We start from the raw sequence: 20,727 nt of genomic DNA, 5'->3' as shown, positions 1-20,727 counted from the left end.
GCACCACCCCTGGCAGACAACGGCGTCTTCCCCACCCCTTAGGAGTTTCCCCGTGGCCATCTCGGTCTTCGACCTGTTCTCGATCGGCATCGGCCCCTCCAGCTCCCACACGGTCGGCCCGATGCGCGCCGCCCGCCTGTTCGTGGGCCGCCTCAAGAACGACGGCCTGATGGCCCACACGACGTCGATACGCGCCGAGCTCTTCGGCTCGCTCGGCGCGACGGGGCACGGCCACGGCACCCCGAAGGCAGTGCTGCTCGGCCTGGAGGGCCATTCGCCGCGCACGGTCGACGTCGAGACCGCCGACGAGGAATTCGAGCGGATCAAGGCGGGCAAGCGCATCAATCTGATGGGCGTGCACGAGATCGGCTTCGACTTCGACGAGGACCTGATCCTGCACCGCCGCAAGGCCCTGCCGTACCACGCCAACGGCATGACCCTGTGGGCGTACGACGCCGAGGGCGCGCCGCTGCTGGAGAAGACGTACTACTCGGTGGGCGGCGGCTTCGTCGTGGACGAGGACGCCGTCGGCGAGGACCGGATCAAGCTCGACGACACCGTGCTCAAGTACCCCTTCCGCACCGGCGACGAGCTGCTGCGCCTCGCCAAGGAGACCGGTCTGTCGATCTCCGCACTGATGCTGGAGAACGAGAAGGCCTGGCGCACCGAGGCCGAGATCCGCGAGGGGCTCCTGGAGATCTGGGGGGCCATGCAGGACTGCGTCGCACGCGGCATGTCCCAGGAGGGCATCCTGCCGGGCGGCCTGAAGGTGCGCCGCCGCGCCGCGAACACCGCGCGCAAGCTGCGCTCCGAGGGCGACCCGCTGGCCCTGTCGATGGAGTGGATCACGCTCTACGCGATGGCCGTCAACGAGGAGAACGCCGCGGGCGGCCGCGTCGTCACCGCCCCGACGAACGGCGCCGCCGGCATCATCCCGGCGGTCCTGCACTACTACATGAACTTCGTGCCCGGCGCCGACGAGGAGGGCGTGGTCCGCTTCCTGCTCTCCGCGGGCGCCATCGGCATGCTCTTCAAGGAGAACGCCTCGATCTCCGGCGCCGAGGTCGGCTGCCAGGGCGAGGTCGGCTCCGCCTGCTCGATGGCGGCCGGCGCGCTCGCCGAGGTCCTCGGCGGCACCCCCGAGCAGGTCGAGAACGCGGCCGAGATCGGCATGGAGCACAACCTGGGCCTGACCTGCGACCCGGTCGGCGGCCTGGTCCAGATCCCATGCATCGAGCGCAACGGCATGGCGGCGGTCAAGGCCGTCACAGCGGCGAAGATGGCGATGCGCGGCGACGGCAGCCACAAGGTGTCCCTCGACAAGGTCATCAAGACCATGAAGGAGACCGGCGCGGACATGTCGGTGAAGTACAAGGAGACCGCGCGCGGCGGTCTCGCGGTCAACATCATCGAGTGCTGAGCGCGTACGGAGAGCTCCGGGCCGGGCGGTGCCGTCCGTAACACGCGCGGGTGCCGCCCCGGCCCGGAGCCCCGTTCACCCCGCGCGGGGCACAGGGCCTGCCCGGGACCAGGAAGGTCCGGCCGCCGGTCCGGTGGGCTGCTGCGCGCCCGGGTCCGCGGCGAGGCGGTCGGCTGCGCGGAGCTCGTCCTGCGGGCGCCTGACGAGCAGGTTGACGAGACCTGCGGTGATCACCACGCCGGTGCCCGGAAGTCCGGCCCAGACCCGGTACCAGGGGGCGCCCGGCGGGGCGAGGATCGCGCGGGGCCGGCAGACGCTGGGGAGATCGTTCTCCGCCCCGCTCGACAACCCGCAGTGGCGCGACGGTCTCGCCGAGTACACCCGCGGATACCGCCGGGTGTACCTGCGCCACCCGAACGTGACCGCCCTGGTCGCGCGCCGCCGGGTCGAGGCCGACAAGGCCCTGCGAGGTTACGACGCCCTGCCGGCCACCCTCGTACGGGCGGGCTGCTGCCCGGACCGGGCGGCCGAGGCCGCCGCCGCGTTCGACGACCGCGGTTTCGAACCGGGTCTGCGCCTCATCCTCGACGGCCTCGCCGCCCAGCTCGCGGCGCCGTAGGGCGTCAGCTCACGGCCTGCGGTTCCGCGGCGCCGAGCGGCTGCGCGCCGCCGACGGCGGCACGGGCCCCGGCGGCCAGCGACCGCCGGTCGGTGAGGGGCAGCGGTGGGCGGGGAGTGATCCGTACGGTCAGGCCGGACGCGCCGGCCACCCGGCGCAGCGAGGTGACGAAGTCCTCGTCCCCGAGGAACGCGGCCACCGTGCTGGGGGCGCCGGCCTGCTCGTACGCGATCGTCACCGGCCGGACCGGCGCCCCCGCGTCGAGCGCCGCCTGGAACGCGGCCCGCCGGAACCGGCCGCCGGGCGCCGAGCACCATGTGGTGGCCTGCGGGAAGACGAGTACGGACCGACCCGACCGAAGTGTCGACGACAAGTCCGCGATGGCGCGTGGGAGTTCACGCAGCGCCTCGCGGTCGATGAAGCAGGTGCCGACGCGCCGCGCGAGCGTGCCGACGACCGGCCACTGGCCTATCTCCCGCTTGGCGAGCAGCGTCACGGGCTCCACGGCGAGCACGGCGACCACGTCGAGCCAGGAGATGTGGTTGGCGACGATCAGGGTGCCAGGTCCGGCCGGTCCGGCCGGTCCGCCCGTACGCCCCGTACTGCCGCCCGGCACGGTCAGTGGCTCGGGGCCGGCCACCAGCCGTACGCCGAGGGCGGCGAGGATGCTCCTCGCCTGGCCGCGCAGCGTCCCGGGTTCGGCGAGCCGCTCACCCCTGGACACGGCGTGGGCGATGGCCCGGGCGAGCCCGGCGCAGCGGCGTACGGTCTGGGCCGTCGGCACCGGCGGGGCCGCGTGGGCGGCGCAGGCCGGCGGGCATCCGGCATCCACGGCCCACGGGTTCACCGGGTCTCGCCCCCGCTCTCGCCCAGGAAGTAGCGGCGGTAGCGGTCCCCGAGCCGGTCCATGTCCAGCAGGACGAAGAAGTCGGCGACGTCGAACTCGGGGTCGTGGGTGGGCGCGCCGCACATCCACGCGCCGAGCCTGAAGTAACCCCGCAGCAGCGGCGGCAGGCCGGCGTAACCCGGCTGCTTCGACGGCAGTGCGGAAGGCATCCAGGGCCGGCGGGGGTGCACCCGCAGCTCGGGCGGCGAGGAGTGCTTGGCCGTGCCGAGCAGCCAGGCGCCGGCCGCCGCGCTGCCGCCGTCCGACAGGGGTACGGAGGCGCATCCGGCCAGGTAGCGGTGGCCGGAGAGCAGGACGTAGCGGGCGAGCGCGGACCACATCAGGTTGATCACCGCACCCGAGCGGTGGTCGGGGTGTACGCAGGAACGGCCCGCCTCGATCATGGCCGGACGCAGGCCGTCCAGGGCCCGCAGATCGAATTCGCTGTCGGAGTACGAGCGTTCGGCGCGCCCGGGCGGAAGCAGCCGGTACGTGCCGACGACCTCGCCGGTCGTGCTGTCGGTGACGATGAGGTGGTCCACCACGTCGTCGTACGCGTCGATGTCGTGCCCGGGCAGCGGCGAGTCGAGCGTCGCGCCCATCTCCTCGCCGAAGACGCGGAACCGCAGTCGCTGCGCGGCCCGGATCTGCTCCTCGGTGTCCGCTATGGAAGTGACGTACGAGCTGGTGGGCGTCGGGGCGCTGACTGTGGGGTGCATGAGGTGCCGTTCTCCGTCCGGTTCGGGGCCGATCGCGCAAGGAGCATGGCGGCGGGGACGGTCGTGCCGGTGACAGGGAAGGCGGGCCTCCGGATCCGTCGAATGAACAGCGGGTTCGCGGACCGGCGGCTCTCGCCCTCGAGGCGACGGTGAGTAATACTCTCGGTATGGCTTCACGCATTACCAGCATTCGGCGGGCCACCGCACGGGACGCGAAACGGCTCACCGGACTCGTCCGGAGTTCGCACGCGTACGAGGGCCCGTACGCCTCGATGGTCGCCGGGTACCGGGTGGGGCCCGACTACATCGAGACGCACCGGGTCTTCGTGGCCGTCGGCCCCGACGACGGCCGGGTGCTCGGGTTCTACTCCCTCGTGCTCGACCCACCGGAGTTGGACCTGATGTTCGTCGCCGACTCCGCCCAGGGCCTGGGCATCGGCCGGCTGCTCGTCGCGCACATGCTCGGCGAGGCACGGGGTGCGGGCATAACCGGCGTGCGCGTGGTCTCGCACCCGCCGGCCGAGGGCTTCTACCTGAGCGTGGGCGGCGAGCGGACCGGCACCGAGCGCGCCAACCCGCCCGCGGTGATGTGGGACCGCCCGGAGCTGGTGATTCCGGTCGTCTGACCCCGTGCCCTCGTGCGACGCGCCGTCGGCCGGCCCTCGTCCGGAGCGGCAGATGCGGCACGCTCGGTCTCAGTTGCGCCGCCATTCGGTGGACTGAGGGGAACCGACGGGAACTGAGCGGGCCGCGCAAGCGTTGGCGAGTTGGGCAAAGAGATCGTCAAAGGGCGCGGCCCGCGCCGGATTGAGCAGGGATCTTCATGGGTGTCAGTCTCTCCAAGGGCGGCAACGTCTCGCTCTCCAAGGAGGCCCCCGGCCTGACCGCTGTCACGGTGGGCCTGGGCTGGGACGTACGCAGCACGACCGGGACCGACTTCGACCTCGATGCCAGCGCCCTGCTGCTCGATGTCAACAGCAAGGTCGTGTCGGACCAGCACTTCGTCTTCTTCAACAACCTCAAGAGCCCCGACGGCTCGGTCGAGCACACCGGTGACAACCTCACCGGTGAGGGCGAGGGCGACGACGAGCAGATCAAGGTGAGCCTCTCGACGGTGCCCGCCGAGGTCGACAAGGTCGTCTTCCCGGTGTCGATCCACGAGGGTGAGAGCCGCGGCCAGAGCTTCGGCCAGGTCCGCAACGCCTTCATCCGGGTCGTCAACCAGGCGGACAACAACGAGCTCGCGCGGTACGACCTCTCCGAGGACGCGTCGACCGAGACCGCGATGGTCTTCGGCGAGCTCTACCGCAACGGCGCGGAGTGGAAGTTCCGTGCCGTCGGCCAGGGGTACGCCTCGGGCCTGCGCGGCATCGCGACGGACTTCGGCGTCAACATCTGATACGCCGCTGCGGGGCTGTCCGGGCCGGAGACCCGGCACGGACAGCCCGGTTCGCCGTGCACGGCGCCTTCCCGTCAGTCCGACCAGTCGGTACGTTCGGCTGGTGAACCGACTGCCACCCGGAGGCCCCGATGAGCGAGCCCACGCCCCAGCCCGTGTCCCAGCCCGTCTCCACGCCTCAGCCCGTACCGCCGGTCCATGGTCACTGCGACGACCGGTTCGCCGCCGTGCGCACCGCGTTCGAGGAGAACTTCCGGGAGCGCGGGGAGCTGGGTGCGGCCGTGACCGTGCTGGCCGGTGGGGAGACGGTGGTCGACCTCTGGGGCGGCTGGTCCGACGCCGCGCGCAGTCGGCCGTGGGAGCGGGACACCGTGGTCAACGTGTGGTCGACGACCAAGGGGCCGACGGCGCTGTGCGCCCATCTGCTGGCCGACCGGGGGCTGCTCGATCTTGACGCCCCGGTCGCGTCGTACTGGCCGGAGTTCGCCGCCGCCGGCAAGGAGGCCGTTCCCGTGCGCCACCTCCTGTCGCACCGGGCGGGGCTGGCCGGGCTGCGCGAGCCGCACACCTTCGCGGAGCTGTACGACTGGGAGCTGACCTGCGCACGGCTGGCGGCCACCGAGCCGTGGTGGGAGCCGGGCACGCGGTCCGGCTACCACGCGATCACGTACGGCTTCCTGGTCGGCGAGGTAGTCCGGCGCGTCACCGGGCTGCTGCCGGGCGAGTTCCTGCACCAGGAGGTCACCGGCCCGCTCGGCATCGACTTCACGATGGGACTGCCGGAGAAGGAGGCCGGACGGGCCGCCGAACTCGTGCACCCCCGCGCCGAGCCCACCAGCGAGCAGGCGGCGCTGTTCGCCGCCCTGGAGCCGGTCGCCCTCGCGGCCCTGCTCAACCCGGGCCCCGGTGCGGCCCAGGCCAACACCCCCGAGTGGCGGGCCGCCGAGGTCCCGGCCGCCAACGGCCACGGCACGGCCCGCGCGGTGGCCGCCCTGTACGGGATCTTCGCCCGGGGCGGCCGCTCCGGCGGGACCCGCGTCCTCTCCGCCGAGGCCGCCGAGCGGGCCCGCGAGGGGCAGGGCAGCTGCCGGGACCTGGTGCTCGGGGCCGGCTTCGGCCACGACACGGAGATCGGGCTCGGCCTGTGGCTGAGCGGCCCGCGCGGCTCGTACGGACCCAACCCGCGGGCCTTCGGCCACGACGGCTTCGGCGGCTCCTGCGGGCTCGCCGACCCCGAGGCGGACCTCAGCATGGGGTACGTCATGAACCGCATGGGCCCGAACATCGCCGACGACCCGCGCAAGATGGCGCTGGTGGAGGCCGTCTACAGCGTGCGGTGACCCCCCGCCCCACCCGACCGCCGCCGCTCCACCGGCCACCGCAGGCCACCGCACGGCAGGCCGCCGTACAGCAGGCCGACCGCGCGGTGGCCGGCGTGCCGTCAGTTGCCGCCGCCGAGCTCCCCGCTCAGCGTCCCGTGCATCCTGGCGCTGTACCGATTCAAGCCGATGATCTCCACGGTCCTGCCCCGGTGCTCGTACTTGGTCGTAATGGCGTCGAGCGCCGCGACCGACGACGCGTCCCAGATGTGCGCGGCCGTCAGGTCGATGACGACCAGCTCCGGCCCGCCCTTCGCGTAGTCGAACTGCTCGACCAGCTCGTTGGACGACGCGAAGAACAGCTCACCGGTGACCGTGTAGACGACCCGCCCGCCGTCCTCGTCGGTCACCGCCGTGACGTCGACCAGGTGCGCGACACGCCTGGCGAAGATCACCACGGCCGTTACGGATCCGACGATCACCCCGACGGCGAGGTTGTGGGTCGCGACCACGCACAGCACCGTGACGGCCATGACGGTGGTCTCGCCCAGCGGCATGCGCCTGAGCGTCCTCGGCGCGATGGAGTGCCAGTCGAACGTGGCCACCGAGACCAGGATCATCACCGCGACCAGGGCCGCCATCGGGATGTCCGAGACGACGGGCCCGAAGACGATGCACAGGACCATCAGGAAGACACCGGCGAGGAAGGTCGACAGGCGGGTGCGGGCACCGGACGCCTTGACGTTGATCATGGTCTGGCCGATCATCGCGCAGCCGCCCATACCGCCGAAGAAGCCGGTCACGATGTTGGCGATGCCCTGGCCGATGGACTCACGGGTCTTGCTGGACCGCGTCTCGGTGATGTCGTCGACCAGCTTGGCCGTCATCAGCGACTCCATCAGGCCCACCAGCGCCATGGCCAGCGCGTACGGCGCGATGATCTTCAGAGTGTCCGGCGTGAACGGCACGTCCGGCAGCCCCGGGACCGGCAGGGCCGACGGAAGCTCGCCCTTGTCCCCCACGTTCGGTACGGCGATCCCGGCAGCCAGCGTCACCGTCGTGAGGATGACGATGGAGACCAGCGGAGCGGGCACCGCCCGGGTGATCCTCGGGAAGAGCACCGTGAGCGCCAGCCCGGCCACCACCAGCGGGTACACCATCCACGGAACGTCGGTCAGCTCCGGCACCTGGGCCATGAAGACCAGGATCGCGAGGGCGTTGACGAAGCCGACCATCACCGAGCGCGGCACGAACCGCAGCAGCTTCGCGACCCCCAGCGCGCCGAGGACGATCTGGAAGACGCCCGCGAGAATGACGCAGGCGATCAGATACCCGAGGCCGTATTCGCGGTTGAGCGGGGCGATGACCAGGGCCACCGCCCCGGTCGCCGCCGAGATCATCGCCGGCCGCCCGCCGACCAGCGCGATGGTGACGGCCATGGTGAACGAGGCGAAGAGACCGATGCTCGGATCCACACCGGCGATGATCGAGAACGAGATCGCCTCGGGGATCAGCGCCAGGGCGACCACCAGGCCGCCGAGCACTTCGGTGCGAAAGACCTTGGGCGAGAGCCACACGGGCCGGGACATTGCGAAGGTGGGCAAGAGAAAGTGAGCCTGACGTGCGCGGGGACACCGGAGTGCACCGGCCGCATCAACTCTACGAGGTCGCGAGTGTCGCCCAGCTAACACCGGAATTCTTTATGCAACTTGTTGCACAACATGCCTCGCGTCGACTACACATTGCGGCATGAGTCCGACGACTGCGTACCCGCATCTGCTGAGCCCCCTCAACCTGGGCTTCATGACCCTGCCCAACCGCGTGCTGATGGGTTCGATGCACGTCGGACTCGAAGAGGCCGAGCGCGGCTTCGAGCGGATGGCCGAGTTCTACGCGACCCGGGCCCGCGGCGGCGTCGGCCTCATGGTCACCGGCGGCATCGCCCCCAACGACCGCGGCCGCCCCTACCCCGGCGGCGCCAAGCTGACGACCCCCGAGGAGGCCGCGCAGCACCGGCAGGTGACCGACGCCGTGCATCGCGAGGGCGGCCGGATCGCTCTGCAGATCCTCCACTTCGGGCGGTACGCCTACCACCCCGACCTCGTCGCCCCCAGCGCGATCCAGGCCCCCATCAGCCCGTACACCCCGAACGCCCTGACCGACGCCGAGGTCGAGGAGACCGTCGAGGACTTCGTCCGTGCGGCGGACCTGGCCAAGTCGGCGGGGTACGACGGCGTGGAGATCATGGGGTCCGAGGGCTACCTGATCAACGAGTTCATCGCCGCCCACACCAACCACCGCGACGACCGGTGGGGCGGCTCGTACGAGAACCGCATGCGCTTCCCCGTCGAGATCGTCCGCCGGGTGCGCGAGCGCGTGGGCCCCGACTTCATCCTCATCTACCGGCTCTCGATGCTCGACCTGGTCCCCGGCGGCTCCTCGCTCGACGAGGTCATCACGCTGGCCCGCGCGATCGAGGCGGCTGGCGCGACGATCATCAACACCGGTATCGGCTGGCACGAGGCCCGTATCCCCACCATCGCGACCTCCGTGCCGCGCGGCGCGTACGCCTGGGTGACCAAGCGCGTCATGGGCTCGGTGGGCATCCCGCTCGTGACGACCAACCGCATCAACACCCCCGAACGGGCCGAGGAACTGCTCGCCGACGGCTGCGCGGACATGGTCTCGCTCGCCCGCCCCTTCCTCGCCGACCCCGACTTCGTCGCCAAGGCCGAGGCCGGCCGCGCCGACTCGATCAACACCTGCATCGGCTGCAACCAGGCCTGTCTCGACCACACCTTCAGCGGGCTGATCACCTCCTGCCTGGTCAACCCGCGCGCCTGCCACGAGACCGAGCTGGTCCTCTCCCCCACCCGACGCGGCAAGCGCGTCGCCGTCGTCGGCGCCGGCCCCGCCGGGCTCGCCTGCGCGGTGACGGCGGCCGAGCGCGGCCACACCGTGACGCTGTACGACGCCTCCGACGTGATCGGCGGCCAGCTCAACATCGCGCGCAAGGTGCCGGGCAAGGAGGAGTTCAACGAGACGCTGCGGTACTTCCGCAACCAGCTCGACGAGCACGGCGTCGAGGTGCGTCTCGGTACGCCCGCCACCGCCGAGTCCCTCACCGCCGCCCGCTACGACGAGATCGTCCTCGCAACCGGCGTCACCCCCCGCATCCCGCAGATCGAGGGCATCGACCACCCCAGCGTCATCAGCTACCTCGACCTCCTGCGCGACGAGGCCAAGGCCGGCGACCGGGTAGCGGTCATCGGCGCGGGCGGCATCGGCTTCGACGTGGCCGAGTTCCTCACGGACACGTCCACGAGCGCCGACGACGCGGCGAGCCTCAGCCCCGAGGTCTTCTTCGCCCAGTGGGGCGTCGACATGGAGTACGGCTCGCGCGGCGGTCTCCAGGCCCCGGCACGCGCCCCGCAGACCCGCACCGTCCACCTGATCCAGCGCAAGGCCACCAAGGTCGGCGCCGGGCTCGGCAAGACCACGGGCTGGATCCACCGCACCGAGCTCAAGCACCGCGGCGTCACGATGGTCGCGGGCGCGGCGTACGACCGTATCGACGACGAGGGGCTGCATGTCACGGTCGACGGCGAACAGCGGCTGATCCCCGTCGACACGGTCGTCCTGTGCACCGGGCAGGAGCCGCGCCGCGAGCTGTACGACACCCTGCTCGCCGCCGGGCTGCCCGTGCACCTCATCGGCGGCGCCGACGTCGCGGCCGAGCTGGACGCCAAGCGCGCGATCCGGCAGGGAACGGAACTCGCGGCCACCCTGTGACAGCGAGCCCTGCCTAGGATGCGCTCATGTCCCTCCCGTACGCCATCCTCACCGCCCTGCTCGAAAAGCCGTCGTCCGGGCTGGAGCTGACCCGCAGGTTCGACAAGTCCATCGGCTACTTCTGGTCCGCCACGCACCAGCAGATCTACCGGGAGCTGGGCAAGCTGGAGCAGTCCGGCGCGATCCGGGCCCTGCCCCGGCCGGAGCAGCCGACGCGCGGGCAGAAGAAGGAGTACGAGGTCCTGCCGGCCGGGCGCGACGAACTGGCCGCGTGGGTGGCCGGGCCGGAGGACCCCAAGCCGATCCGTGACGCCCTCCTGCTGCGCCTGCGCGCGGCGGGAGTGGTGGGCACGCGGGGCCTGGTGGACGACGTGCGGCGCCATCTGACGCTCCACCGGGCCCAGTTGGCGGAGTACCGCGCGATCGAGGAACGGGACTTCGGCGCCGGCAGGGACAGCGAGGGCGACCGGCTGCGGCATCTGGTCCTGCGTGCCGGGATCGACCTGGAGAACTTCTGGGTCGGTTGGCTCGAGGCGGCGCGGGCGGAGCTCGAGGGCACGGGCGCGGGCGCGGACGCGCGTACGGCCTCCGGTACGCGTACGGGCCCGGAATCCACCGCCTGAGCGGATTCCGGGCCCGTACGTCTGGCCTCAGCCCTTGTTCTGCGACGCCCAGAACTCGTCGAAGGTGAGCTTGCCGTCACCGTTGCTGTCATGGGAGTTGATCACGGCCTGGGCCACCGTCTCGGTGACGTAGGGGTCCCCGAGCTGCGCCATGACGCTCTTGTACTCGACCGCCGAGATCGTCCCGTCCCCGTTGATGTCGTACCGCTCGAAAGCCTTGCGCGCCGACTCGATGTCCGCCATGGATCCACCCCTTCTGGTGCTGATCAGAACCCGCCCAGATTATCGGTCCGGTCACGGGCCCCGGCAGGCGCCCGGGCGCGGCGGGTGCGGGAGGCAGTGCTTGGATCTCCCCATGACCGACTTGGCTGACCCGACCGATTCCGCCGGCACCGCCGGCAGCGCGCTGGCCCGGATCCTGGCCGCGGCGGCGCGCGGCGACTTCCCGGCGGCGGACGGCTCCACAACCGTGGTTCCGCAGCCCGACGCCCGCGACGCGGGAGTCCTCGCCTTCACCGCGCACTCGGTGATCTTCACGGACGCGGACCCGGACTGGGTACGGTCCGCCCTGGACGCGACCCGCTGCGACCCGCTGGCGGCTTCGATGAACCCGGCCTTCCTCATGGCTCTGACGACACACACCGGCCGCAGGATGAACGACACCATCGACCTGCTGACGTACGCCGACGCCCTGCCGGGCGAACCGGAGCTGGAGCTGCGCGCGCTCGACGACCCGGAGCACCCGAGGGTGGCCCGGGCCATGAGGTTCCGGCACGACGTACGGGTCTGGTCGGCCGACGGCGGTGTACTGATCCTCGGCCGCGGTGTCGCCGGCCGCTGGGAGGCCGCGATAGAGGTCGACGACGCGGCCCGCGGCCGCGGCCTGGGGCGCCAACTGGCGCTGGCGGCCCGCCATCTGACGCCGGACACGGTCGTCTGGGCCCAGCAGCCCCCGGGGAACGCCCGCAGCGTACGCACCTTCCAGGCCGCGGGGTACCGGCCGGTGGGCTCGGAAGCACTGATGGTGGCGCACTGAAGTATTTCGCCGTAAAACTCTTTCCGCGCGGGGACAGTACATTTTCCGCCGCGCGGTGCTGAGTTCCAGCCAATACCCGGGGCCACTTCGTCACTCTCCGCCGCCGGACGATAACTTCGTGGCGTCGCCGCCACACCAGGAGCACAGGGCTCCCCGGGACTAGCGGCGCCAAGGGCGTTTCCCTCAGTGGACCTCAAGACCGACGCATTCACGATCGAGCCCTACACCCCCCAATGCCGCATCATCTGTTCCGAGGGCGACCATGCCCTGATCGGCGTCTCTCCGGGTAACAGCTATTTCAATGCCCGGCGCATCACGGAACTCACGCGATGGGCCACCGAGCGGTTCACCGCGGTGGATTTCGTCTACGCCGATCTGCATGTCGCCGATTTGTTCACGTCGCTCGGCCACACCCCCGAGCATTCCGCCCGACGGGCCGCCAAAGAACTCAAGGCGGTCCGCCGGCGGATCCTTGCCGGAGTGGAGGCGGCAGGACCGCCGGGCCTGCCGGTCCAGGTACGGGCTCTCTCCGAATTCTCCGGCAACCACGTGTACGGGCTGCTGCACCGACGCGTACAGCACTTCCTCGCCACGGACGACGAATTCCGCAAAAGCTGCGACGCGATGGTCGAGCACTTCCTGGCCTCGAAGCTGCCCCAGGGCGAATCCGTAACGGATCGCCAGCGCTCCGCCTGCCTCGACTACATCGGCGCGGAGCTCCCGTTCTTCCTGGACACCCCCGGAATTCTGGGAGTTCCGACCTCCGTCTCCTGCTATCACCTGGTGCTGCCGCTGACGGAATTGCTCTACGCGAGGGGCGGCGGTCTGCGCGCGGCGCGCAATCAGGCATACGCCGTCGTCAAACCAGATGCCTACGGAAGGACCGCGGACGATGACCGACAAGCTGCTTGAATTCCCGCTCTCGCGTCGGGGCGACGTACTTCCCGAGGAATGCTCCTGGCTTCGCGAGCAGCAGCCGGTGGCCCGGGTGCGCACCCTCACCGGCGACAGCGCCTGGCTGGTCAGCAGCTATCCGCTGGCCAAACAGGTGCTGGAGGACGAACGGTTCAGCCTCAAGGACACAGCCGCTCCCGGCGTGCCGCGGCAGTACGCGCTGACCATCCCGCCGGAGGTCGTCAACAACATGGGGAACATCAACAGCACCGGCCTGCGCGGGGCGGTGATGAAGGCGCTCAACCCGCGTGCGGGCGAGGGGCTGCACGGCTGGCTGCGCGTCACGGCGGACCGGCTGATCGACGACCTGATGGCCTGGGGGCCGCCGGTGGATCTCCGGGCCGGGTTCGCCGACCCCTTCTCGGCGGCGCTGCACTGCAAGGTCCTCGGGGTGCCGTTCGAGGACTGGCCGCGGCTGATGTCGAGCCTTGACATCGCGTTCATGACCAGCGCGCAGCCCTTCGAGGGCTCGCAGCTCAACTGGTACAAGGACGTCGGCTACATGGTGGAGCGGCTGAACGCTCCCGCGTCCGAGCGTTCGGGGCTGCTGGGAGAGCTGGCCGCGCTGCGGGAGGACCCGGAGTCGTCACACCTGACGGACGAGATGCTCGCCACGGTCGCCGCCTCGCTGTTCGGCGCCGGCGCGGTCTCCACGTCCGCGTTCCTGGTGCTCGCGGTGCTCGCGCTGCTCCAGCGGCCCGAGCTGATCGGCTATCTGCGCGACCATCCGGACCGGATGGGCCGCGCCGTCGACGAACTGCTGCGCTGGAACCTGTCGATCGGCGACGGGCTGCCGCGCCTGGCCCTCGCCGACGTACAGCTCGGCGACGTTCTCGTCCGCAAGGGGGAGCTGGTCCTGGTTCTCGTCGAGGGTGCCAACTTCGACCCCGAGGTCTTCGAGGACCCCGAGACCCTGAACCTGAACCGCGAACACAACCCGCATCTCGCCTTCGGTGGCGGCCGGCACTTCTGCCCTGCGTCCGCGCTGGGGCGCGCGCACGCGGAGGCGGCGGTCGCGGCTCTGGTGGACCGGATGCCCCGGCTGGGGCTCGCGGTGCCGGCGGAGCAACTGGTGTGGCGCACGGGCTTCATCAAGCGGCTGCCGGAACGGCTGCCGGTCCTCTGGTAGGGAACCAGCGGCAGGCGACCGGGCCGTCCCGGACCCCGCGCGCCCGAACGGCGTCCGGGGTCCGGGACCGCGTCAGCGGAAGATGCCCGTGTGGCCCAGGGAGTAACGGCCGGGCTGCGGGTAGACCGCGAGGCCGTGCGGGCCGCCGCCGACCGGGATGCGGGCGAGCTGCTTGCCGGTGGTGGTGTCGATCGCGTACACCTCGGAGTCGTAACGCCCGGAGAGCCACAGCACCTTGCCGTCGGCCGAGACGCCGCCCATGTCGGGGCTGCCGCCGTCGGGCAGGCGCCACTTCTTCGTCAGCTTGTTCTTGGTGAAGTCGAAGACGGAGACGGAGCCCTCGCCGCGGTTGGAGACGTACATCTCCTTGGAGTCGCGCGAGACGTACAGCCCGTGGCAGCCCTTGCCCGTCGGCAGCAGCTTGGGGGTGGTGAACTTGTCGCCGTCCAGGACCCACATGCCGTGCGCCATCATGTCGGCGATGTAGATCGTCTTGCCGTCGGGCGAGATCTTGACGTCCTGCGGCATCGCCCCCTGGAACGGGAGCTTCTGCTGGCCGACGACCTTCATCTTCTCGGTGTCGACCTTGAGCAGCTCGCCGGAGAACTCGCAGGAGACGACGAAGTAGCGGCCGTCGGCGGAGAAGTCGGCGTGGTTGACGCCGTAGCAGGAGACCGGGACGGTCTTCTTGCGGTCCATGGTGTGCGGGTCGCGGAAGACCAGCTCGCGGTCCATCGACGCCATGACGACGGCGTACTTGCCGTTGGGTGTGAAGTAGAGGTTGTACGGGTCGTGCACCTCCACCGGCTTGCCCACCGCCCCGGTCGCCGGGTTGATCGGCGTCAGGGTGTGGCCGCGGTTGTTGTTGACCCACAGGGTCTTCATGTCCCAGGACGGAACGACGTGCTGCGGCTGGACGCCGACCGGGATCGTCTTGATGACCTTGTACGTCCTGGGATCGATCACCGACACGGTGTTGGAGTTGGTGTTGGGCACGTAGACGCGGGACGGGAAGTCCTTGACGACCGGCGACAGCTGGTTCGGCCGGTCCGCGGCGTAGAGGTCGTTCTTGTCGAGCACCGGCGGCATGCCCGGCAGTCCGGGCGGCACGGTCTTCTTCACTTCGGCGGGCGGGGCGACGCCCTTGGTGCCGAGCGCCTCGGCCGGACCTTTGCCGTCGGGGCCGGCGCAGCCCGCGAGGGCGGCCAGGAGGGCGCCGGTGAGCAGCGCGGTCGTACGTCGAGTGATCGTCGTCATCGGGTCAGCAGCTCCGTGGTCGTCACCGCGCGCAGGCCGCGGCGGTCGAGTTCGTCGAGGAGGGCGGGCAGGGCGGCGACCGTGTCCGCATAGCCGAAGTGCAGGCTCACCACGGATCCGTTGCGGATTTCCCCGGTGATCCTGCGGGTGACGGCCGGGGCACCGGGCGAGGTGAAGTCGAGCGAGTCGACGTCGTACGAGAGGACGTGCGGATATCCCGCCCGGCGGGCGAGCCGCTGCACGAGCGGGGTGGCGTACTGGGTGCGGGAGGGCCGGAACCAGGTGCCGATGGAGCCGGTCAGCCGGCGCAGCCGGTCCGCGCAGCCGCTGATCTCGGCGTACGCGTCCCGCTCCCCCATGGCGGAGATGGCGAGGTGGCGCTGGGTGTGGTTGCCGAGGTCGTGGCCGCCGTCGAGGATCCGGCGCGCGAGCTGCGGATGGGCGTCCAGCCAGCTGCCGACCGCGAGGACGGTGAGACGGGCGCCGCCCCGCTCGGCCTCGGCGAGCACGGCCTGCGCGGTGGCCGGGTCGCCCTGGCCGTGGAAGGTGAGGGCGACCCGGGGGCGGTCGCGCGGACCGTGGGTGATCTGGACGGGCAGGCCGGCGAAACGGTGGGGGACGGGGGCGGGCCGCGGCGCCGCGGGCGGTCTCGCCGCGGCGGAGGAGGGACCGGAGGGGGCGTCGGCGGACGGTACGCGGGCGGGTGACCCGGCGCCCGCCGCGCAACCGGTGGCGAGCGCTCCCGCGACGACCGCGCCCGCTGCCCCGACCGCTCCCGCTCCGGCGCGCAGCACGCTGCGACGGCATGTCTGTGTCACGCGCCCTATTTAAGGGGTAATGCGAGCAAAAGGTAATGATTGAGCCAATTCGCGGCCCCAGCGGGTCGCCACGCCCGAGGCGGCCCACAGTCGCACTGGGCAATGAATCACTCGCTCCAGCCCATACTTATGCGAGCATTACCAGGCCAGTGGCTCAGCTCACCTATGATTCATCTCCAAAATGCACGAATTTGCACACTTAAGGGCGATAAGGGCTTTTGGCGCCGTGCTCACCTGTCTGCCATAGTCGGTGCCACGACCCCCATTGACCCGGGCCAGGTCGTCTTCACAAGCGGCCGTGGATCACACCCCCCCGTTCCACGGCGCTCCACAAGAGCCCCCGAGTGCCACACCCGGCCGCAGGGGGCTCTTGTGCGCCCGCGCCCGGCCGCCGAACACTCAGCGCTCGGTGGTGCGGTCACTCACGCGCATCTCGAACCAGGTGGTCTTGCCGCGCGGCAGCAGATCCACGCCCCACCGGTCGGAGAGCTTGTCGACGAGGAAGAGCCCGCGGCCGCTGGTGTCGAGTTCGTGCACGGGCATCAGGCAGGGCAGGCCGCGCGACGGGTCGCGAACCTCGATCCTTATCCAGCCCCTGCGGCGCAGCATGCGCAGCCCGAAGACTCGGGCGCCGGTGTGCCGCACGGCGTTGCCGACGAGCTCCGAGACGAGCAGCACCGCATACTCGGCGGTCTGCGGGGAGAGCCCCCACTGACGGAACACCACGCAGTGCGTGAGCCGTCGCGCCGTGGCCGCCGACTCCGGACGAGAGGGCAGCCGCACCTCTTCATCGGTCGGATTACCGAACAACTCGACTGCCTTGAACGCCTGTTCGTCCTCAACAGCCGGCGTCCACCGCGCCGCGGTCGCGCTGCCGCGCGGCCGCGGCTGCTCCATACCTTCCAGCCCCGCCATGCCCCCATCATGGCTGCCGGGGAGGCGCTCCGGGGCCGTTCCGGGGGATTCACCCCCTCCCCACCACCCCTCCCCGGGGTGCGGATTGGCATATGCCGTTGGCAGCAAATACCTCTCCACACCCCACCCGACCTGCGGTGACGGCACGCGCACGACTGATCACCGGGCGCTCGCGACAAGGCTGCCTTCACCCCGCGTTAAGGCTGGGTTAATGCGCCCGGGAGGATGACGCGCCAACTGGCGTCAACTTGCCGTCACCTAGAGGAACTTGGCCTTGCCGGGGCCCTCGTCGACGAAACTGCGCATGCCGCGCTCGCGGTCCTCGGTGGCGAACAGCCCGGCGAACCAGTTGCGTTCGATGGTGAGCCCGGTGTCCAGGTCCGCCTCAAGGCCCGCGTCGACGCACTCCTTGGCCGCGCGCAGCGCCATCGCGGGCCCCTGGGCGAGCTTCGCGGCCCAGGCGTGCGCCTGCTCGTACACCTCGGCGGCCGGCACGACCCGGTCGACCAGACCGATCGTGAGCGCCTCGTCCGCGCGCACGTGCCGCCCGGTGAAGATGAGGTCCTTGGCCTTGGACGGGCCGACCAGCCGCGCGAGCCGCTGCGTGCCGCCCGCGCCGGGAATCAGGCCGAGGAGGATCTCGGGCTGGCCCAGCTTGGCGTTGTCGCCGGCGATACGGAAGTCGGCGCACAGCGCGAGCTCGCAGCCTCCGCCCAGCGCGTAACCGGTGACCGCGGCGACGACGGGCTTGGGGATGCGGGCCACGGCGGTGAAGGAGTCCTGGAGGGCCTTGGAGCGTACGACCATCGCCGCGTGGTCCATCGCCTGCATCTCCTTGATGTCCGCGCCTGCCGCGAACACCTTCTCGCCGCCGTAGATGACCACGGCGCGCACGTCGTCGCGCCGGGTCGCCTCTTCGGCCAGCTCGCGCAGCCGGTCCTGGGTGGCGATGTCCAGTGCGTTCATCGGGGGGCGGTCCAGGCGGATGGTGCCGACGCCCTCGGAGACTTCGAGATTCACAGTCATACGAGCGAGGTTAGCCCCCGTTAACGACAACGGGCCCGGTGCACTTGATCACAGTGCACCGGGCCCGTACGTACAGCCGTCGGGTGTTACTTCTTCCACTCGGCCCAGGACATGTTCCAGCCGTTGAGGCCGTTGTCCGGCTGGATCTGCTTGTCGTTGGAGTTCTTCACGACGACCACGTCACCGAGGATCGAGTTGTTGAAGAACCAGGCGGCCGGAGCCTCCTTGTCCCACCCGCCCCGCACGTCCCGCAGTCCCACGCACCCGTGGCTGACGTTCGCCGACCCGAAGGTCCCCGCGCCCGCCCAGTAGTTGCCGTGGATGAACGTGCCCGAGGTGGACAGGCGCATCGCGTGCGGTACGTCCTTGATGTCGTATTCGCCGCCGAAGCCGACGGTGGCGCCGTTCATGCGCGTCACCGCGTACTTCTCGCTGATGACCATCTGGCCGTTGTACGTCGTCGTCGACGGGGCGCCCGCGGTGATCGGGATCGTCTTGAAGACCTTGCCGTCGCGCTTGACCGTCATCGTGTGGGCCTTGGCGTCCACGACGCTGACCTGGCTGCGGCCGACCGTGAACTGCACGGTCTTCGTCTGCTTGCCGTACACGCCCGGGCGGCCCTCGACGCCGTCGAGGTTCAGCTTCAGGGTCACCTTCGTGCCCGCGGCCCAGTACTTCTCGGGGCGGAAGTCGAGGCGGTCGTTGCCGAACCAGTGGCCCTCGACCGGCACCGACGGCTCGGCCGTGACCTTGACGGCCTTCTCGACGTCCTCGGGCGCGGTGATGCCACGGCTGAAGCGCAGCGAGACCGGCATGCCGACGCCGACCTTCGAGCCGTCCTCGGGCGTGAAGTAGCTGACGAAGGTGTCCTTCGGTACGAGCGTCGTGAAGGTGATGTCCTTCGCGGACTCGCGGCCCTCGGAGTCCTTCGCGATCGCGTGGACCTTGTACTTGGTCGCGGCGCCGAGGTGGTGCGTCGGCTCCCAGGAGGTACCGCCCGCGGCGATCTTCCCCTCGACCTCGTTGCCCTTGGTGTCCTCGACCTTGACAGAGGTCAGTTTGCCCTTGTCCGCACCGATTTTAAGGGCCCCGCTCGTGGCGACGTTCTTCGCCTCGTCCTTGGGCGCGATCGTCACGACCGCCTGCGACGCCTGGGTGTCGCCGGCCTTCCCCGCCCCGTCCCTCTTGCCCTTGCCGTCGCTGTCACCCGAGTCGCCTCCCGCGCACGCGGTGACGAACAGCAGCATCGCCCCCAGCAGCAGAGCCAGCAGTCCCGGGCCCCCGCGACCGGAACCGCGCCCCCGACGCGCTCCCGCCGACGTCCCCGATATCGGCTGCCTGTTCACGTGTTGTTCTCCCCTCGCACGGCCTGGCCCCAGCCATGGCCCGCACCCCCACGCGCAGCAACCGCGCGCCTGGTGAATGGTAATCACACCGGGTGTGTCGCCGACTCCCCGTGAATGTCACCGTTCAGTTCCAAGTAGCTGTGAAACCGGTGCGGGCCATGCAGGTCAGCGGGGGTCAGTGGAGTGCGGAACCGGCCTTCCAGCGGTCCCACTCCATGTTCCAGCCGCCGAGGCCGTTGTCGGGAGCCACCTTCCGGTCACGCGAGTTCACCACTTCCACCACGTCTCCCACGAGCGTGCGGTCGAAGAACCAGCCGCCCGGAGTATCGGGACTGCCGCCCTTCGCATCGCGCAGGCCGATGCATCCGTGGCTCGTGTTGACGGATCCGAACGTCTCGGGCGGGGCCCAGTAGTTGCCGTGCAGGAAGGTCCCCGACGCCGTCAGACGCATCGCGTGGGGGACGTCCGGAATGTCGTACTCACCGCCGAAACCGACCGTCCTGCCGTCCATCCGCGTGACGTCGTACAGCTCGGTGACGACCATCTTCCCGTTGTACGTCGTGGTCTTCGGCGCCCCCGCGCTGACCGGCACCCGCACGGGCTTCGCGCCGTCGCGCCGTACCACCATGGTGTGCGCCTCCGCGTCGACCGTGGAGACCTGGGACCGGCCGACCGTGAAGCCGACGGCCTTGTGCTGGATGCCGAACACACCGGGCGCCGCCTCGACGTCGCGCAGCCGCAGGTCGATTCCGACGCGGGTGCCCGGCTTCCAGTACTTCCGCGGGCGGAAGTCCAGGCGCTGGGCACCGAACCAGTGGCCGGACACCTCCACCGGCGGCTGCGAGGTGATCCTGATGGCGCGCTCGACGGCGGAGCGGTTGACGACGGCACGGTTGAAGGAGAAGGAGACGATCATGCCGGTGCCGACCGTGGAGCGGTTCTCCGGCTTGAAGTAGCCGATGAAGCGGTGCTCGGGGACGACCGTCGTGAACGAGGTGTGCCGGGCGGAGCGGCGGCCGTGGCCGTCGACGGCGACCGCGTCGACGGTGTACTTGGCGGCCAGCCGCAGCGGCCCGCCGTCCGGCCGCCAGCTCAGCCCGTCGTCCGCGATCCTGCCGGTGACCTCGTGCTGGTCGGCGTCCTCGACCCGTGCGACCCGGACCCGTTCCAGTCGCCCGTCGGGGACCTTCACCTCGATCCGGCCGTCGGCCCTGATCCCCTTCGCCCCGTCCTCGGGAACGATCCGGATCGTGTCCCTGGGGGAACGCGGCTTCCCGCCGGACAACGGACCACCGTCGGCCGTGCACCCCGCCAGCCCGGCGATCAGTGCTGCCCCTGCCAGTGCGGCGGCCAGGGCCGCCCGTGCGCGTCTCACTGCGTCTCTCACGCCGGGCCCAACGACCGCCCCCCTCCAGGGGAAACGTGAGTACGAGCCCCGTTACGGGAAGAACAGGTGGGAGGACCGCGCG

At 70.7% G+C, this 20,727-nt stretch carries 20 protein-coding genes; 10 read left to right on the top strand and 10 right to left on the bottom strand.

Annotated features, from left to right (window positions below; translation table 11 throughout):
* The first annotated feature begins 52 nt into the window (after window positions 1-52).
* Both ACWIHY_RS05840 and ACWIHY_RS05835 read left to right on the top strand, forming a co-directional pair.
* Complete coding sequence (locus tag ACWIHY_RS05840) at window positions 53-1,420, top strand: L-serine ammonia-lyase (protein ID WP_454374342.1); 1,368 nt, start codon at window positions 53-55, stop codon at window positions 1,418-1,420.
* 226 nt (window positions 1,421-1,646) lie between these two features.
* On the top strand, window positions 1,647-2,039 hold the full coding sequence (locus ACWIHY_RS05835; RefSeq protein ID WP_454374341.1) for a TetR/AcrR family transcriptional regulator C-terminal domain-containing protein: 393 nt from the start codon (window positions 1,647-1,649) through the stop codon (window positions 2,037-2,039).
* A gap of 4 nt (window positions 2,040-2,043) precedes the next feature.
* Here the strand turns inward: ACWIHY_RS05835 and ACWIHY_RS05830 are convergent, their stop codons facing one another.
* Window positions 2,044-2,886 carry a lysophospholipid acyltransferase family protein gene (locus ACWIHY_RS05830; RefSeq protein ID WP_454374340.1) on the bottom strand — a complete coding sequence of 281 codons (843 nt, stop codon included), beginning with the start codon at window positions 2,884-2,886 and terminating at the stop codon, window positions 2,044-2,046.
* Window positions 2,883-3,644, bottom strand: coding sequence for a GNAT family N-acetyltransferase (locus tag ACWIHY_RS05825; protein WP_454374339.1), 762 nt, complete (start codon window positions 3,642-3,644; stop codon window positions 2,883-2,885). Before ACWIHY_RS05825 ends, ACWIHY_RS05830 begins: the two co-directional genes overlap by 4 nt.
* Window positions 3,645-3,811: 167 nt before the next feature.
* Between ACWIHY_RS05825 and ACWIHY_RS05820 the strand changes: the two genes are divergently transcribed.
* From ACWIHY_RS05820 to ACWIHY_RS05810, 3 genes are all read left to right on the top strand, one after another.
* Window positions 3,812-4,270 carry a GNAT family N-acetyltransferase gene (locus ACWIHY_RS05820; protein WP_454374338.1) on the top strand — a complete coding sequence of 153 codons (459 nt, stop codon included), beginning with the start codon at window positions 3,812-3,814 and terminating at the stop codon, window positions 4,268-4,270.
* Window positions 4,271-4,467: 197 nt separating this feature from the next.
* Window positions 4,468-5,043: a TerD family protein gene (locus ACWIHY_RS05815; protein ID WP_454374337.1), complete on the top strand. Its 576-nt coding sequence runs from the start codon at window positions 4,468-4,470 to the stop codon at window positions 5,041-5,043.
* Between the two features lie 131 nt (window positions 5,044-5,174).
* A complete protein-coding gene (locus ACWIHY_RS05810; RefSeq protein WP_454374336.1) occupies window positions 5,175-6,383 on the top strand; it encodes a serine hydrolase domain-containing protein in 1,209 nt (402 codons plus the stop codon).
* 101 nt (window positions 6,384-6,484) lie between these two features.
* Here ACWIHY_RS05810 and ACWIHY_RS05805 read toward each other — a convergent pair whose 3' ends face one another.
* Window positions 6,485-7,951: a SulP family inorganic anion transporter gene (locus ACWIHY_RS05805; RefSeq protein ID WP_454374427.1), complete on the bottom strand. Its 1,467-nt coding sequence runs from the start codon at window positions 7,949-7,951 to the stop codon at window positions 6,485-6,487.
* 160 nt (window positions 7,952-8,111) lie between these two features.
* On the opposite strand from ACWIHY_RS05805, the gene ACWIHY_RS05800 reads away from it, so the two are divergent.
* Window positions 8,112-10,154, top strand: coding sequence for an oxidoreductase (locus ACWIHY_RS05800; RefSeq protein WP_454374335.1), 2,043 nt, complete (start codon window positions 8,112-8,114; stop codon window positions 10,152-10,154).
* A gap of 26 nt (window positions 10,155-10,180) precedes the next feature.
* Entirely contained in the window at window positions 10,181-10,777 is a 597-nt protein-coding gene (locus ACWIHY_RS05795) for a PadR family transcriptional regulator (RefSeq protein WP_454374334.1), read from the top strand.
* A 27-nt stretch (window positions 10,778-10,804) separates the two neighbouring features.
* On the opposite strand, the gene ACWIHY_RS05790 is transcribed toward ACWIHY_RS05795, so the two are convergent.
* Window positions 10,805-11,020 carry an EF-hand domain-containing protein gene (locus ACWIHY_RS05790; protein WP_028813826.1) on the bottom strand — a complete coding sequence of 72 codons (216 nt, stop codon included), beginning with the start codon at window positions 11,018-11,020 and terminating at the stop codon, window positions 10,805-10,807.
* A 112-nt stretch (window positions 11,021-11,132) separates the two neighbouring features.
* Between ACWIHY_RS05790 and ACWIHY_RS05785 the strand changes: the two genes are divergently transcribed.
* The 3 genes from ACWIHY_RS05785 (at window position 11,133) to ACWIHY_RS05775 (ending at window position 13,896) form a co-directional block, all read left to right on the top strand.
* Window positions 11,133-11,813, top strand: coding sequence for a GNAT family N-acetyltransferase (locus ACWIHY_RS05785; protein ID WP_454374333.1), 681 nt, complete (start codon window positions 11,133-11,135; stop codon window positions 11,811-11,813).
* A gap of 186 nt (window positions 11,814-11,999) precedes the next feature.
* Window positions 12,000-12,725, top strand: a complete 726-nt coding sequence (locus tag ACWIHY_RS05780; protein WP_454374332.1) for a tRNA-dependent cyclodipeptide synthase — start codon at window positions 12,000-12,002, stop codon at window positions 12,723-12,725.
* The gene (locus ACWIHY_RS05775; protein WP_454374331.1) at window positions 12,706-13,896 is read left to right on the top strand and encodes a cytochrome P450; all 1,191 of its coding nucleotides are present in this window, start codon (window positions 12,706-12,708) and stop codon (window positions 13,894-13,896) included. Before ACWIHY_RS05780 ends, ACWIHY_RS05775 begins: the two co-directional genes overlap by 20 nt.
* Window positions 13,897-13,968: 72 nt before the next feature.
* On the opposite strand, the gene ACWIHY_RS05770 is transcribed toward ACWIHY_RS05775, so the two are convergent.
* The 6 genes from ACWIHY_RS05770 to ACWIHY_RS05745 all read right to left on the bottom strand — a co-directional run bounded on the left by ACWIHY_RS05770 (window position 13,969) and on the right by ACWIHY_RS05745 (window position 20,633).
* Window positions 13,969-15,153 (bottom strand): YncE family protein, encoded by a 1,185-nt coding sequence (locus tag ACWIHY_RS05770; protein ID WP_454374330.1) that lies wholly within the window; start codon window positions 15,151-15,153, stop codon window positions 13,969-13,971.
* Window positions 15,150-15,971: a polysaccharide deacetylase family protein gene (locus ACWIHY_RS05765; RefSeq protein WP_454374329.1), complete on the bottom strand. Its 822-nt coding sequence runs from the start codon at window positions 15,969-15,971 to the stop codon at window positions 15,150-15,152. Before ACWIHY_RS05765 ends, ACWIHY_RS05770 begins: the two co-directional genes overlap by 4 nt.
* Window positions 15,972-16,370: 399 nt before the next feature.
* Complete coding sequence (locus ACWIHY_RS05760) at window positions 16,371-16,886, bottom strand: ATP-binding protein (protein WP_454374328.1); 516 nt, start codon at window positions 16,884-16,886, stop codon at window positions 16,371-16,373.
* A gap of 258 nt (window positions 16,887-17,144) precedes the next feature.
* The gene (locus ACWIHY_RS05755) at window positions 17,145-17,912 is read right to left on the bottom strand and encodes an enoyl-CoA hydratase/isomerase family protein (protein WP_454374327.1); all 768 of its coding nucleotides are present in this window, start codon (window positions 17,910-17,912) and stop codon (window positions 17,145-17,147) included.
* A gap of 86 nt (window positions 17,913-17,998) precedes the next feature.
* The gene (locus tag ACWIHY_RS05750; RefSeq protein WP_454374326.1) at window positions 17,999-19,258 is read right to left on the bottom strand and encodes a L,D-transpeptidase; all 1,260 of its coding nucleotides are present in this window, start codon (window positions 19,256-19,258) and stop codon (window positions 17,999-18,001) included.
* 175 nt (window positions 19,259-19,433) lie between these two features.
* Window positions 19,434-20,633, bottom strand: a complete 1,200-nt coding sequence (locus ACWIHY_RS05745; protein WP_454374325.1) for a L,D-transpeptidase — start codon at window positions 20,631-20,633, stop codon at window positions 19,434-19,436.
* Window positions 20,634-20,727: the final 94 nt, after the last annotated feature.

Source organism: Streptomyces sp. NPDC055287, from assembly GCF_053646035.1.
This window is presented reverse-complemented; position numbering and strand designations above follow the sequence as displayed.

What these genes read in the sequence shown, in the direction of transcription:
- ACWIHY_RS05770 (WP_454374330.1), bottom strand. Translation starts at nt 15,153, where the DNA reads ATGACGACGATCACTCGACGTACGACCGCGCTGCTCACCGGCGCCCTC.
- ACWIHY_RS05775 (WP_454374331.1), top strand. Translation starts at nt 12,706, where the DNA reads ATGACCGACAAGCTGCTTGAATTCCCGCTCTCGCGTCGGGGCGACGTA.
- ACWIHY_RS05825 (WP_454374339.1), bottom strand. Translation starts at nt 3,644, where the DNA reads ATGCACCCCACAGTCAGCGCCCCGACGCCCACCAGCTCGTACGTCACT.
- ACWIHY_RS05815 (WP_454374337.1), top strand. Translation starts at nt 4,468, where the DNA reads ATGGGTGTCAGTCTCTCCAAGGGCGGCAACGTCTCGCTCTCCAAGGAG.
- ACWIHY_RS05790 (WP_028813826.1), bottom strand. Translation starts at nt 11,020, where the DNA reads ATGGCGGACATCGAGTCGGCGCGCAAGGCTTTCGAGCGGTACGACATC.
- ACWIHY_RS05795 (WP_454374334.1), top strand. Translation starts at nt 10,181, where the DNA reads ATGTCCCTCCCGTACGCCATCCTCACCGCCCTGCTCGAAAAGCCGTCG.
- ACWIHY_RS05805 (WP_454374427.1), bottom strand. Translation starts at nt 7,951, where the DNA reads ATGTCCCGGCCCGTGTGGCTCTCGCCCAAGGTCTTTCGCACCGAAGTG.
- ACWIHY_RS05755 (WP_454374327.1), bottom strand. Translation starts at nt 17,912, where the DNA reads ATGACTGTGAATCTCGAAGTCTCCGAGGGCGTCGGCACCATCCGCCTG.
- ACWIHY_RS05810 (WP_454374336.1), top strand. Translation starts at nt 5,175, where the DNA reads ATGAGCGAGCCCACGCCCCAGCCCGTGTCCCAGCCCGTCTCCACGCCT.
- ACWIHY_RS05785 (WP_454374333.1), top strand. Translation starts at nt 11,133, where the DNA reads ATGACCGACTTGGCTGACCCGACCGATTCCGCCGGCACCGCCGGCAGC.
- ACWIHY_RS05820 (WP_454374338.1), top strand. Translation starts at nt 3,812, where the DNA reads ATGGCTTCACGCATTACCAGCATTCGGCGGGCCACCGCACGGGACGCG.
- ACWIHY_RS05760 (WP_454374328.1), bottom strand. Translation starts at nt 16,886, where the DNA reads ATGGCGGGGCTGGAAGGTATGGAGCAGCCGCGGCCGCGCGGCAGCGCG.
- ACWIHY_RS05800 (WP_454374335.1), top strand. Translation starts at nt 8,112, where the DNA reads ATGAGTCCGACGACTGCGTACCCGCATCTGCTGAGCCCCCTCAACCTG.